Annotated in this window: 11 protein-coding genes and 2 tRNA genes; 7 read left to right on the top strand and 6 right to left on the bottom strand. The window is 66.8% G+C overall.

Features of this window, described 5'->3' with window-relative positions; translation table 11 throughout:
• Positions 1–16: 16 nt before the first annotated feature.
• Complete coding sequence (gene ettA, locus CA236_RS16375; protein WP_125946420.1) at positions 17–1,696, bottom strand: energy-dependent translational throttle protein EttA; 1,680 nt, start codon at positions 1,694–1,696, stop codon at positions 17–19.
• A 106-nt stretch (positions 1,697–1,802) separates the two neighbouring features.
• Here ettA and CA236_RS16380 point away from each other — a divergent pair, with 106 nt between their 5' ends.
• From CA236_RS16380 to CA236_RS16395, 4 genes are all read left to right on the top strand, one after another.
• Positions 1,803–3,212 (top strand): M20/M25/M40 family metallo-hydrolase, encoded by a 1,410-nt coding sequence (locus CA236_RS16380; protein WP_046408962.1) that lies wholly within the window; start codon positions 1,803–1,805, stop codon positions 3,210–3,212.
• A gap of 130 nt (positions 3,213–3,342) precedes the next feature.
• The gene (locus tag CA236_RS16385) at positions 3,343–3,609 is read left to right on the top strand and encodes a hypothetical protein (RefSeq protein ID WP_046408874.1); all 267 of its coding nucleotides are present in this window, start codon (positions 3,343–3,345) and stop codon (positions 3,607–3,609) included.
• A gap of 163 nt (positions 3,610–3,772) precedes the next feature.
• Positions 3,773–3,845: transfer RNA gene (locus CA236_RS16390), tRNA-Ile, on the top strand.
• A 52-nt stretch (positions 3,846–3,897) separates the two neighbouring features.
• A tRNA-Pro gene (locus CA236_RS16395) sits at positions 3,898–3,974 on the top strand.
• A gap of 71 nt (positions 3,975–4,045) precedes the next feature.
• On the opposite strand, the gene CA236_RS16400 is transcribed toward CA236_RS16395, so the two are convergent.
• Together CA236_RS16400 and CA236_RS16405 are read right to left on the bottom strand one after the other, a co-directional pair.
• Positions 4,046–5,095, bottom strand: coding sequence for a DUF2776 family protein (locus CA236_RS16400; RefSeq protein WP_125946421.1), 1,050 nt, complete (start codon positions 5,093–5,095; stop codon positions 4,046–4,048).
• Between the two features lie 162 nt (positions 5,096–5,257).
• Positions 5,258–5,872 carry a glutathione S-transferase family protein gene (locus CA236_RS16405; protein ID WP_125946422.1) on the bottom strand — a complete coding sequence of 205 codons (615 nt, stop codon included), beginning with the start codon at positions 5,870–5,872 and terminating at the stop codon, positions 5,258–5,260.
• A 131-nt stretch (positions 5,873–6,003) separates the two neighbouring features.
• Between CA236_RS16405 and CA236_RS16410 the strand changes: the two genes are divergently transcribed.
• The gene (locus tag CA236_RS16410; protein WP_125946423.1) at positions 6,004–7,800 is read left to right on the top strand and encodes an SLC13 family permease; all 1,797 of its coding nucleotides are present in this window, start codon (positions 6,004–6,006) and stop codon (positions 7,798–7,800) included.
• Between the two features lie 6 nt (positions 7,801–7,806).
• Here CA236_RS16410 and CA236_RS16415 read toward each other — a convergent pair whose 3' ends face one another.
• The 3 genes from CA236_RS16415 to CA236_RS16425 are packed head-to-tail and all read right to left on the bottom strand — an operon-like array spanning position 7,807 to position 9,800.
• Positions 7,807–8,301: a nucleoside deaminase gene (locus CA236_RS16415; protein ID WP_125946424.1), complete on the bottom strand. Its 495-nt coding sequence runs from the start codon at positions 8,299–8,301 to the stop codon at positions 7,807–7,809.
• Positions 8,302–8,361: 60 nt separating this feature from the next.
• On the bottom strand, positions 8,362–8,997 hold the full coding sequence (locus tag CA236_RS16420) for a DsbA family protein (RefSeq protein ID WP_241212721.1): 636 nt from the start codon (positions 8,995–8,997) through the stop codon (positions 8,362–8,364).
• Between the two features lie 2 nt (positions 8,998–8,999).
• Entirely contained in the window at positions 9,000–9,800 is an 801-nt protein-coding gene (locus tag CA236_RS16425; RefSeq protein WP_125946426.1) for a TlpA disulfide reductase family protein, read from the bottom strand.
• 286 nt (positions 9,801–10,086) lie between these two features.
• On the opposite strand from CA236_RS16425, the gene CA236_RS16430 reads away from it, so the two are divergent.
• Positions 10,087–11,757, top strand: a complete 1,671-nt coding sequence (locus CA236_RS16430; RefSeq protein WP_125946427.1) for an MFS transporter — start codon at positions 10,087–10,089, stop codon at positions 11,755–11,757.
• The gene (locus CA236_RS16435) at positions 11,754–12,914 is read left to right on the top strand and encodes an HlyD family secretion protein (protein ID WP_125946428.1); all 1,161 of its coding nucleotides are present in this window, start codon (positions 11,754–11,756) and stop codon (positions 12,912–12,914) included. The genes CA236_RS16430 and CA236_RS16435 overlap by 4 nt, the downstream gene beginning before the upstream one ends.
• Positions 12,915–12,923 lie beyond the last annotated feature (9 nt).

Below are 12,923 nucleotides of genomic sequence, written 5' to 3' on the forward strand. Positions count from 1 at the left end.
TGACGATCGCGTCGGATCAGCGCGTCAGCTTCTTGTAGGCAAGCCGCGTCGGACGATCCGCCGCATCGCCCATCCGGCGACGCTTGTCCTCCTCATAAGCCTCGAAGTTACCCTCGAACCATTCGACATGGCTGTTGCCTTCGAAGGCGAGGATGTGCGTGCACAGGCGATCGAGGAAGAAGCGATCGTGGCTGATCACCACGGCGCAGCCCGCGAAGCTTTCCAGCGCCTCTTCGAGCGCGCGCAGCGTCTCGACGTCGAGGTCGTTGGTCGGCTCGTCGAGCAGCAGGACGTTGCCACCCTCCTTCAGCATCTTGGCGATATGGACGCGGTTGCGCTCACCGCCCGACAGCTGGCCGACCTTCTTCTGCTGGTCCTGCCCCTTGAAGTTGAACGCACCCACGTAGGCGCGCGTACCCAGCTCCTGCTTGCCGAAGCGGAACACATCGAGCCCGTCGGAAATCTCTTCCCAGACGTTCTTGTGCGGGTCGAGCGCGTCGCGGCTCTGGTCGACATAGCCCAGCTTCACCGTCTGGCCGACCTCGATCGTGCCACCATCGGGCTGCTCCTGCCCGGTGATCAGCTTGAACAGCGTCGACTTGCCGGCGCCGTTCGGGCCGATGACGCCGACGATGCCGCCCGGCGGCAGGTTGAAGTCGAGGTTCTCGAACAGCAACTTGTCGCCATAGGCCTTGGTCAGCCCCTTGGCCTCGATCACCTTGCCGCCCAGGCGCTCGGGGATCTGGATCAGGATCTGCGCCTTCCCGATCGCGCGGTTCTCCTGCTTCTCGACCAGCTCGTCGAACGCACGGATACGCGCCTTGCTCTTGGTCTGGCGCGCCTTGGGGGTCTGCCGCATCCAGGCGAGCTCGTCGGCGATCGCCTTCTGGCGGCCGGCCTCTTCGCGCTCTTCCTGCTCCAGCCGCTTGGCCTTCTTCTCCAGATAGCCGGAATAGTTCGACTCGTAGGTGTAATAACGCCCACGATCGAGCTCGAGCACCCAGTTCACGACATTGTCGAGGAAGTAGCGGTCGTGCGTCACCAGGATGACGTTGCCGGTATATTCCTTGAGGAAATTCTCGAGCCAGCTGACGCTCTCGGCGTCGAGGTGGTTGGTCGGTTCGTCGAGCAGCAGGATGTCCGGCTTCTCGAGCAGCAGGCGAACGAGCGCGACGCGGCGCTTCTCACCACCCGACAGGTTGGTGACCGGGCTGTCGGACGGCGGGCAGCGCATCGCCTCCATCGCCTGTTCCAGCTGCGAATCGAGGCTCCAGCCGTCGGCGGCGTCGATCTTCGCCTGAAGATCGCCCATCTCCTCCATCAGCGCGTCGAAGTCGGTATCATCCTTCGGATCGCCCATTTCGGCGGAAATGGCGTTGAACCGCTCGACCATCTGCACGACCGGTCCCGCGCCCATGCGGACGTTCTCGATCACCGTCTTGTCGGGGTCGAGCTGCGGCTCCTGCGGCAGGTAACCGACCTTGATCCCCTCGGCGGCCCAGGCTTCACCGGTGAAATCGGTGTCGATCCCGCCCATGATCTTCATGAGCGTGGACTTGCCCGAGCCGTTCGGGCCGATGATCGCGATCTTCGCGCCCGGCAGGAACTGCAGGTGGATGTTGTTGAGCACGGGCTTGTTGGCGCCCGGGAAGGTCTTGGTCAGACCCTTCATGACGTAGGTATACTGGACGGCCATGGGTCGCCTGTCGCTCCGTAGACTGGAATGGCTGGAAAATGTCGCCGCGCATGTAATGATGCGACGGGCCGTTGGCAAACTTGCTGCGCCGACCTACGCGGTGGGCATGACCAGTCGTTACGCCCTCGCCGCCCTTCTCCTCGCCACATCCGCTGCCGTGCCGGCCGTCGCGCAGCGCGCCGCACCGGCCGCGCCCGCCGGTGTCGACCCGCGCGTCGCCGCGCTGCGCGATGCCGCGCTGAAGGATGATGTCGCCTATGACATCGTCGAGGGCATGACGACCGAGGTCGGCCAGCGCCTGGCAGGGACCGAGGCGGAGGCCCGCGCCCGCACCTGGAGCGCGGCGAAGCTGAAGGCGCTGGGCTTCAAGAACGTTCGGATCGAAACCTACCAGATGCCGGTCTGGGTGCGCGGTGAGGAACGCGGCGAAGTGGTCGCCCCCGTGCCGCAGAAGCTGCACCTGACCGCGCTCGGCAATTCGGGCGCAACGCCCGCCAACGGCATCGAGGCGGAAGTGGTGATCTTCCCCACCTATGCCGATCTCGCCGCGGCGCCTGACGGCAGCCTTACCGGCAAGATCGCCTATGTCGGCAACACGATGATGAAGACGCAGGACGGATCGAGCTACGGCCAGGCCGGCGTCGCACGCTTCGCCGGCCCTGCGCTCGCCGCCAAGAAGGGCGCCGCCGCCATCGTGATCCGCTCGATCGGCACCGACACGCATCGCCTGCCGCATACCGGCACCACCTATTTCCGTGACGGCCCGGCGATCCCCGCCGCCGCGCTGTCGGTACCCGACGCCAAGCTGATCGAGGCGCTGGCGAAGCGCGGCAAGCCGATCCGCATGAAGCTGGTCCTCACCCCGCGCCAGGTGGGAGAGCAGGAATCGGGCAATGTCATCGCCGAGGTGCCCGGCACTGATCCCAATGCCGGCATTGTCCTCATCGGCGGCCACCTCGACAGCTGGGATCTCGCCACCGGCGCGATCGACGACGCCAGCGGCGTTGCGATCACTGCGGCTGCCGCCAAGCGAATCCTCGACAGCGGCAAGCGCCCGCGCCGCACGATCCGCGTCGTCTGGTTCGGCGCGGAGGAAGTCGGCGGCTTCGGCGGCCGCGATTATGCCGCGAAGCACGGCAAGGAACGCCACGCGCTCGCAGCCGAAAGCGATTTTGGCGCGGACAAGATCTGGCGGCTCGGCATGACGCTGCCGGAATCAGCGAAGCCCGTGGGTGATCGCCTTGCCGCCGCTCTCGCCCCGCTGGGCATCGTGCGCGGCAACGGCCCGGGCGGCAGCGGCGCGGATATCGGCCCGACGGTGGCGCTGGGCGTTGCGGGCGTCGACCTCAATCAGTCAGGCCTCGATTATTTCGACGTACATCACACGCCTGACGATACGCTGGATCGCGTGGACCCGGACAACCTGCGTCAGAACGTCGCGGCATGGACGGCGATGCTGGCGATCGTGGCCGATGCGCCGGAGGAAATCGGGCCGGTTGAGCGTCCCGCGCGCTGAATCCGTTCGTCGCGAACCTTGCTGCCAGATGAATTTCATCATTGACCCATCAAATTGCTGCGGTATTTGCCGTGGCTCGCGACGGCAAACGGGTCGGCCGCGAAATGAATAAATGCTTGGGAGCATTCGAATGAAGAAGATCGTTCTGATCGCTGCCGCCGCCGGCCTGATGTCCGTGGCTGCTTGCTCGAAGTCGCCGGAGGCCGCCGCGGTCGAGAACAACGCGGACATGATGGCCGACAACATGGAAATGATGGCCGACAACCTTGAGGACCTGGCTGACAACTCGGCGAACGCCGTTGCTGCCGAGGGTCTCGAGAATGCAGCTGACAACCTTGAGGACGCAGCGGACAACGTCCGTGACGTCGCCGAGGAAAAGGCTGACAACATGCAGTAATGCGCTGCGGGCCAACAGGCTCGCCGCTTTTCTGAATGATGAAACGGGCGTTTCCGCTTTGCGGAGGCGCCCTTTTCTTTTGTCACTTTCCCAGGGGGCCGCGTACCATTTGAGGCATTGCCGCCCCTGCGACGCTCCGCCTATAGGCGGTCACTCACGCGGAGGGCCTGTAGCTCAACGGTTAGAGCTGGCCGCTCATAACGGCTAGGTTGCGGGTTCGAGTCCTGCCGGGCCCACCGCGTGATCGCTTGCACTCGGGCCGGTAACCGCCTAGGCGCTCGCACGCGTCGGGGAGTGGCGCAGTCTGGTAGCGCGCCTGCTTTGGGAGCAGGATGTCGCAGGTTCGAATCCTGTCTCCCCGACCAACTCACGCCGGCGCCGTTGCGATCGCGATCGAGGCGTATTCAGCCGTACTGACGGAGCCGCCCACCGAAGCCTATTCCTTGTCCGACGTGCCGGCCTCCAGGATCGACACGATCGAAAACAGGGTAAAGCAGACGGCGCCAAGCCCCGCCAGAACGCGCGCCGGGACGAAGAAGCCCGGGTTCGCGGTGGCCGCTTCTGCAAGGAAGGCGGAAAAGAACAGGCAGGCGAGGCAGGTCAGGACCGGAAGCAGCGGAATCCGGTTCGCCAGTGCGCATTCGCGCCGCCAGGTCAGCGCCAGCAACCACACCTTTGACACGATGCTGAAGCACACCATGCCCAGCCCGAGCAGGACGCACCCGGGGGCGATCCGATCTACCCGGTCATCTCCGAACAGGACGATCACTCCCCAACCAAATGCCGCTGCTCCCATCAACAGGACCCACAGCGTCCACGCCCATCTTTCTCCCTCGCCAAATTCGTTGCGCACCTGCCGCACCACCGTCGACACCAACGAGATAAGGCTTGCGCAAATGGCCGTGATGCCGAGCAGGACGTGGCCGGCGACATAATCAGGCGTCTCGGCGGCACGCGACAGCAACATCGCCGCCCACAACGCACCAGCGACGGTAGCTATGACAGGCACGGCAATCAGCGCCGCGCCGGTCGCGCGGCTGTACGCCTCGGCGGGCGGACCGTCCTGCGCGCGGCCATGCGCATTTCTGGGGATCAGCGTGAAGGCACTTGATGCCGTCGCGACGGTGCTGACACACGCAGCAATCAACCCCACGCCGGCTATCACATGGCCGGCAACGAAGCTGGGCACGCTCCCCTGTTGAATGATCGCGAAGCCCCAGATCACGGTCGCACCCGCGGCGGAATAGCCGATCACGGGGAGGATGACCTTCCATGCCGGACTGAACGTGTGCGTTAGTTGCCGGATGATCATCGCGGCGGTCGTGAACAGGGCGATGCAGATGGCGGTCAGCGACACCAGAATGTGTCCGGCGACGAAATCATTGGCATCCGTGCCGTCCCGCAACACATACAGGCCAAGGCCGAGGCACACTGCCCCCATCGCCAGGGGAATGATCCGGAATAGGATGCTGATCCAATAGTTCACGGGCATCCTCCTGCTCGGCGGGGCAAGGGGCTGTACGCTCCGTCCGCCCCTGCGAACACGCCACGCCATCACATGGCCGGCCGCTGGGGCAGGATCCAATAGGGAAAGATACGATCGCGCCGGGATGCCGCCGGCGCTGGTTCGGCGTGTTTACCCTGCCGCTCAGGCGGCGTAGCTTGCCCGCCCCGCCACCCGATCGTGCCAGGCGCAAACGTGGTCGCGCTCTGCCAGCGGCTCCATGCCGATCAGCTGGCCGAAATCGATGATCGTCACCGCCGCGATATCGGCCATCGAATAGTCATCTCCCGTGATGAACGCCCGCGCGTCCGACAGCTCGCGGTCGAACCAGCGCATGGCGCGATGCAGCAGGTCGCGGTTCGATGCGCCGTAATCCGTATACTGCGTCAGCAGCGCCGCCGTCGCCGGATGCGCATGGCGCCAGAACATCTTCACCGGCTCGCCGATCTGAAGCTCGACCCGGCGGATCCACATGTCGACCAGCGCCTGCTCGGTCGGCGTCTGCCCGAACAGCGACGGCGCGTCGGCCACGCTGTCGAGATAGCGGCAGATCGACACCGTCTCGGAAATCATCGTTCCGTCATCAAGCTCAAGCACCGGCACCTGGCCAAGCGGATTGCGTGCCAGATGGTCCGGCGCCTTGTGCTCTCCCCGCCGGAGATCGAGCATGACCTCCTCCAGCGTGATGTCCTTCTCGGCGGCGGCCATGCGGACGCGGCGGGGGTTCGGGGCCGGCGACGGCGCGCTGTACAATTTCATGCCGCCATCCTGACCCAGCCGCGCCCAAAACAAAAGCTGGCGCCGCAGCAGCACGGACCGCCCGACGCCAACGCGTAATTTGCCGCCTCCCCACGGAGATAAAGCCACGTTCGCGCATTTCCGGTAAGCCCATGACAGTGCCCCAGAGCCTCTCCATCGCAACGCTCCTGGGGATGATGGCGCTCTTCATCTGGGGGCGGTTCCGCTATGACGTCACCGCGATCATCGCGCTGCTCGCCGCGTTGCTGCTCGGCATCGTGAAGCCGGAGGACGCGTTTCGCGGCTTTTCCGACGATATCGTCGTGATCGTCGGCTCCGCGCTGGTGATCTCGGGGGCGGTGCAACGCTCGGGCGTGCTCGAACGCGCGCTGCGCAAGGTGAGCCGCCACGTCACCCGGGTCCGCTCGCAACTGCTGGTGCTCACCGGGACGGTCGGGGTCGCGAGTGCGCTGGTGAAGAACATCGGCGCGCTTGCCATGCTGATGCCGGCCTCGTTCCAGATGGCGAAGCGCAACGATACCAGCCCGTCGGTCTTCCTGATGCCGATGTCCTTTGCCGCATTGCTCGGTGGGCTGATGACGCTCGTCGGCACCTCGCCGAACATCATCGTCAGCCGCGTGCGCGAACAGATGACGGGGCACCCGTTCGGCATGTTCGACTACACACCGGTCGGCCTCGGGCTGTTCGTCATCGGCCTGGTCTATCTGCGGTTCGCCTATCGCCTCGTCCCGCGCGACCGCCGCGCCGCCGCGACGATGGGTGAGGCACTGGATATCACCGGCTATGTCACCGAAGTAGTGCTTCCCGCCGGGTCGCCGGCAGTCGGGGAGACGGTGCAGGCGTTCCTTGATCGGCACGAGGGCGAGATCGTCCTCACCCAGATGTTGCGCGCCGGGCTGCGCAGCGCGCCCGGCATGGCGATGACGCTGGAGGAAGGTGACACGCTGATCCTCAGCGGCGCGCCCGACGCGTTGGAGCGGGCGATCGCCACCGATCGGCTCGCCTATGAGGGCGAGGGGCGCGAAGCGGCGCAGGAACAGCGCGACAAGGACAAGGGCAGCAGCACCGGCGAGATCGGCGTGGTCGAGGCGGTGGTCAACATGGGCGGCATGCTGGAGGGGCAGACCGCCGGGCGCCTCAACCTCCAGCGGATGTTCGGCGTCAACCTGGTCGCGATCTCGCGCCGCGGCGAGCGGCTGTCCCGCCGTCTCGCCAACACGGTGCTGCGCGCCGGCGATGTCGTCGTGCTGCAAGGCCCGCTTGATACGATGCCCGAAAGATTGCGGCAGCTCGGCTGCCTGCCGCTGGCGGAACGCGACCTGCGGCTGGGCTCGCGCCGCACCACCTGGTTGCCGATCCTTGTCCTCGCGGGCGCCATGTTCCTGACCGCAATGGGCTGGGTGCCGGTGGCCGTCGCCTTCTTCGCCGCGGCGGGCCTTGTCATGGCGACGGGTGCGATCAGCCCGCGGGAGGCCTATGATCATGTCGAATGGCCGATCCTCATCATGCTCGGCGCGTTGATCCCGGTGTCGGATACGCTGCGAACGACGGGCGCGTCGGAGGTGATCGCGACCGGCCTTGCCCATGTCGCCACCACCCTGCCCGCCTGGGGCGCGGTCGCGCTGATCCTCGCCGCGGCAATGGCGGTGACGCCGTTCCTGAACAACGCCGCGACAGTGCTGGTGATGGCGCCGATCGCCGCGCAATTCGCCGGCGATCTCGGCTATCGGCCGGAGGCGTTCCTGATGGCGACGGCGGTCGGCGCGGGGTGTGATTTCCTCACCCCGATCGGGCATCAGTGCAATACCCTGGTGATGGGCCCGGGCGGATACCGTTTTGCGGATTATGCGCGGCTGGGCGCGCCGCTCTCACTGTTGGTGCTGCTGCTGGGCACCCCGCTCATCCTGTTCTTCTGGCCGCTCGCCTGACCGCGGCTACAGATTGGCCTGCTCCTCCTCTGGCAGGTCGGCATCGGGCCCATAATAAAGCTCGGCACATTCCGCCGCGAGGCAGCCGCCCTCGATCTCGATATCGTCGCGATAGGCGTCGGCGATGAACGCCAGCGTGTCGACATGCTTCGCCTCGAAATACATCGGGTGAACGTCATCGCGCCCCGCGCCGAACACGACCCGCCCGACCTTCGACCAGATCGACGCCATGGTGCACATCCCGCACGGCTGCAGCGTGGAATAAAGCGTCGCGCCGCGCAGTTCGAGCTCACCGATCCCCTCGCACGCGCGGCGGATCGCCATCATCTCGGCATGGGCGGTCGCGTCGGGCAATTCGTGCGTCTGGTTGCGCTCCGCAGCAATGACCTTGCCGTCCAGGACGATCACGCATCCGAGCGGCGATGTCGAGGGATGCGACCCCTTCGACTGCGCCACCTCCAGCGCCAATCGCATCCACCGTTCATCATCGTCCTTGCGCATCAGCCAGCCCTTTCCCCCGCCCCAACGCGTCAGGCACCAATTGGCCGCGCTGGTTCTGGGTCAGTCCGCGTTCCCCCGCCGCGCGGCGGCGACCGCCTCGCGCAGCGTCGGCAGCTCGACCGCGCCGGGCAGCAGGTAGCGCCCGATCACCAGCGCCGGCGTGCCGGCCAGGCCGATCGCACGGGCGTAGCGGTGAGTACGTGCCAACGCCGCGTCGATCGCCTCGTCATGCTTGACGAGGTCAGCCTGCAGCCGCGCCCAATCCAAGCCGGCCCGGTCCGCGGCGATACGGATCGACTGGCTGGTGATCCTGCCCTGCGTCTGCATCAGCGCATTGTTGAACGCCGCGTGCCGCCCCTGGTAATTCGCCGCGATCGCCGTCCGCGCCGCCTCGCGAGAGACCGCGCCGAACACCGGCCAGTCGCGATACACCACGCGCAGCTTCGGGTCCTCGCGCCGCAATTGCTCCAGCGCCGGGTGGACCTTGCGGCAATAGGGGCATTGATAATCGGAAAACACCACCATCGTCACGTCCGCACCCGCCGGCGCGATTGTCGGGGCGACGCTGTCATTCTGGATCTGGCGATGCAGCGACGCGGCGTTGGAGGTAACGTTCTGCGCCGTCGCGGCCGGTGAAATGGTCAGGGCCACAGCAAGCGCGGCCAGCGCCTGCACCATAAGAAAACGGCCAGTCACCATCAGCTTCCTTCCAGTTCGTCGATCGCGGCCATCAGGCTGGCGCGCGAGATTTCGCCCGTGTGGCGGCGGGTGATCCGGCCCGCCGCGTCGACGAACACGGTGGTGGGATAGCCGCCCGCCCGCGTCGCCGCAGCGACATGGCCCGTGGGATCGAGCACCACGGCGTCCCCCGCCAGCCGCTCCGCCGCCAGGAAGCGCCGCACGGCGGCCTCGCTCTCGCGCTGGTTGATCAGCAGCACCGGCGTTTCGGACCCCCGCGCCACATCGATGATCATCGGCATTTCGCGCCGGCACGGCCCGCACCAGGTGGCCCACAGGTTCAGCACGAACGGCTTGCCGCGCAGCGCATCGATCGCGACGGGCTTCCCGTCCAGATCATGCAGCGTGAGTCCGCGTAGCAGTGGCTGGGGCGTCGGGGCGAGGACCGCACTCAGCGCCGCGTGGCCGAGTGACAGCACGGCCAGGACCACGATCATCCACGCCGTCGCCCGCCGCCGACCCAGCGCCAGCAGCAGGGTCAGCGCCGCCGCCACGACGCCGATCCTCGGGGCAAAACCGCCCTGCCAGATGGCGATGATCGACCATGGCTCGACGCGAAACGCGTCCAGATGCTGCACGACGAAGCCAAGCCGCGCCGCCGCGATCCCGACGACCAGCGCCACGCCCGCGGCGCGCTCGGCCGCTGCGCCCGTGCGCCGCGCCACCATCATGCCGGCCGCGAGGAACAGCCACATCGCCGCGATCGCCAGCGCACGATCGGCCGCGATCATCACTGGCCCGATCGTCCATATGCCGTCCATCCGGTCGCCTCGTCGTCGTCAGGCGCGCCAGGGCACCGGTCATCGATGCGGCCGCGTGCCGCCCGCCGGTCACTATGGCGCGGGGCAGCACAGATCAACAGAGCCCGCATCCGTCCCCATGGTGTCGCACGCCCGCTGATCAAGCCACCTTTCAGCACCTTATTCTTTATTGTGCACTGCAACATCTTGGGTTGAGGCTGTGGCGCTTTCGCTGCATGGCAGCATTTCGTCACATGTGAGCAACAAAGCTTGGAACCAAAGCTTTGTTGGTTCGGTCCGCCGATAGATGCCCGCCACCGTCACCACGCCCTATGAATTCAAGCCGCACGAGCGGCCCTTCCTGCCCGGATCGCCGGCGACGCCCGACCATCCGATGGGGCGGCGGATCGCCTATGCCGCGATCGGCGTGCTGCTGGGCCTGACGGGTGGGCTCAGCAACGGCCTGCTGCTCGCCAATCTGCCGCAGATCCAGGGCTCGCTGGGCCTCAGCCCGGTGGAGGGCGGCTGGCTCAGCGCGATCTATTCGATGACCAGCGTGTGCATGAGCATGTTGCTCATCAAATTCCGCCAGCAATTCGGGCTGCAGCGCTTCAATCGCGTGTTCCTGACCGGCTTCCTCGCGGTCACCGTACTGCAGGTGTTCGTCCACAGCTATGGCGTCGAACTGCTGACGCGCGCGGCGGCGGGGATCGTCGGCAGCGGCCTCTCCACGCTGTGCTTCTTTTACATCATGCAGGCGATGCCTGCCCCGGCGCGCCTGTCGGGCATGATCATCGGCTTTGGCCTGGCACAACTTGGCCTGCCGCTCGCCCGGATCATCTCCCCCTTCCTGCTCGCTGATGGCGACATCCAGAACCTGTTCGTGTTCGAACTCGGCCTGACGTTGCTGTGCCTCGGCTCCGTCGCGCTGCTGCGATTGCCGCCAAGCGAGCGGTTCCAGGCGTTCGAGAAGCTCGATTTCCTCACCTTCGCACTGTTCGCGCCGGGCATGGCGCTCCTGTGCGGGGTGCTGGTGCAGGGACGCATCGTCTGGTGGAGCACGGCCTGGCTCGGCTATGCGACCGCCGCCGCGATCATCCTGATCGGCGCGGCGATGCTGATCGAGCACAATCGCGCCAATCCGCTGCTCAACACGCGCTGGATGCGCACGCGCAACGTGCTGCGCTTCATCATCATCGTCGCCGCGATCCGGGTGCTCCTGTCCGAACAGACCTATGGCTCGACCGGGCTGCTGACCGCGCTGGGGATGGGCAATGACCAGCTCGTCACGCTGAACGTCATCATCCTCCTGGGCTCGATCGCCGGGATTGCCGCCGGGGTGCTGCTGCTGAATCCCAAGGATCTGCTGTGGCAGGTGGTCGCGTCGGCGATGATCATCGCCGTGGTGGCCTTCATGGATTCGGATGCGACCAACCTCACCCGCCCGGGCAATTTCTATCTCAGCCAGGGGCTGCTCGCCTTTGCCGCCCTGTTCTGGATGGGCCCCGTCACGATGGTCGGCATCCTGCGCGCCATTTCAAAGGGGCCAAGCCACATCGTCAGCTTCTCGGCCGTATTCGGCATTGCGCAGACGGTGGGCGGGCTCGCAGGCACGGCGTTCCTGGGCACCGTGCAGATCGTGCGAGAGCGGCTCCATTCGCAGGAGATCGTCCACGGCCTCGTCGCCGGCGACCCGCTCGTCACGCAGCGGCTTCAGCAGCTTGGCGGCGCCTACGCCCGCGTCGAGGGCGATCCGATGCTGCGTCAGGCGGAGGGCGCCGTCCTGTTCGGCCAGCAAGTCACGCGAGAGGCGAACATCCTCGCCTTCAACGACGTCTTCACCGGCGTCGGCATCCTCGCCGTGCTGGTGGTGCTGTGGCTTGGCGGGCGGTGGGTCTGGCTGAAGATGCACGGGATCAATCCGTTGGCGGAGGAATTGGCGGCGATGCAGAAGATGCGGGAGAATGCGGCACAATGAATGACGCGACATCGCGCCGGGACCAGGCGGTGGCCGAGGAGCGGCTGGAGGATCCGGTCGAAACCACCGCGCCCGAGCCTGATCGTGGCCGCGGCTGGGCGCCGCCGCGCGGCGGCCTGCTCTCGACATTGTTCTTCGTCGCGCTGCTGATCGCCGGCGCGCTGATCGCGCTGTGGGCGTGGGACCTGCCGCCATTCCGCCGTAGCCTGCAGACGACTGACAATGCCTATGTCCGCGGGCAGACGACGATCATCGCGCCCCAGGTGAACGGCTATGTCACCAGCGTGGAGGTGCGCGATTTCGAGACGGTGAAGGCCGGGCAGGTGCTCGCCCGGATCGACGATCGCATCTACCGCCAACGGGTCGAACAGGCGCGCGCCGCACTGGATACGCAGCGCGCCAATCTCGCCAACTCGCAACAAAGCGAACGCTCGCGCCGTGCCGCCGTGGGTGGGCAGGACGCTGCGATCGCCAGCGCCCGCGCGCAACTTGCCCGCGCCCAGGCCGACATGCGCCGCGTCGACGATCTGGTGGCGCAGGGGTCGGTATCGCTGCGGGAGCAGGATCAGACCCGCGCCGCGCTGGCGCAGGCGCAGGCGGCGGTCCGCCAGGCGGAGGCGCAGCGCACCATCGGCGAGCAGGAGGTCCGCTCCGTCACCGTCGGGCGCGGCGGCCTGGAGGCCGCGGTCGCAAACGCGCGCGCCGCGCTGCGCCTTGCCGAGATCGACCTTGCCAACACCATCATCCGCGCGCCCCAGGCGGGGAAGCTCGGCGAAGTCACCGTCCGCCTTGGCCAATATGTCACCGCTGGCACGCAATTGATGTTCCTCGTCCCGCCGACCGTCTGGGTCTCGGCCAACTTCAAGGAAGCGCAGACCGCGCGCATCTTCCCGGGCCAGCCCGCGGTGCTGCACGTCGATGCGCTGGGCGGCGCCGAGATCCGCGGCCGGGTCGAGCGGCTGTCGCCGGCGGCGGGCAGCGAATTCTCCGTCATCCGCCCGGACAATGCGACCGGCAATTTCGTGAAGGTGCCGCAGCGGCTCACCGTGCGCATCGCGCTGGATCAGCGTAGCCCGCTGTATCCACGGCTCAGCCCCGGCATGTCGGTCGAGGCGGCGGTCGATACTAGCGGCGCGCCCGCCCCGGCGACCAGGTAGGCGCCAGAC

Source organism: Sphingomonas sp. ABOLG, from assembly GCF_003950435.1.
GTDB lineage: Bacteria > Pseudomonadota > Alphaproteobacteria > Sphingomonadales > Sphingomonadaceae > Sphingomonas > Sphingomonas panaciterrae.

Bases quoted from the DNA above. Each gene is read 5' to 3' on its own strand.
- ettA (WP_125946420.1), bottom strand. From the start codon at position 1,696: ATGGCCGTCCAGTATACCTACGTCATGAAGGGTCTGACCAAGACCTTC.
- CA236_RS16380 (WP_046408962.1), top strand. From the start codon at position 1,803: ATGACCAGTCGTTACGCCCTCGCCGCCCTTCTCCTCGCCACATCCGCT.
- CA236_RS16385 (WP_046408874.1), top strand. From the start codon at position 3,343: ATGAAGAAGATCGTTCTGATCGCTGCCGCCGCCGGCCTGATGTCCGTG.
- CA236_RS16405 (WP_125946422.1), bottom strand. From the start codon at position 5,872: ATGAAATTGTACAGCGCGCCGTCGCCGGCCCCGAACCCCCGCCGCGTC.
- CA236_RS16410 (WP_125946423.1), top strand. From the start codon at position 6,004: ATGACAGTGCCCCAGAGCCTCTCCATCGCAACGCTCCTGGGGATGATG.
- CA236_RS16415 (WP_125946424.1), bottom strand. From the start codon at position 8,301: ATGCGCAAGGACGATGATGAACGGTGGATGCGATTGGCGCTGGAGGTG.
- CA236_RS16425 (WP_125946426.1), bottom strand. From the start codon at position 9,800: ATGGACGGCATATGGACGATCGGGCCAGTGATGATCGCGGCCGATCGT.
- CA236_RS16430 (WP_125946427.1), top strand. From the start codon at position 10,087: ATGCCCGCCACCGTCACCACGCCCTATGAATTCAAGCCGCACGAGCGG.
- CA236_RS16435 (WP_125946428.1), top strand. From the start codon at position 11,754: ATGAATGACGCGACATCGCGCCGGGACCAGGCGGTGGCCGAGGAGCGG.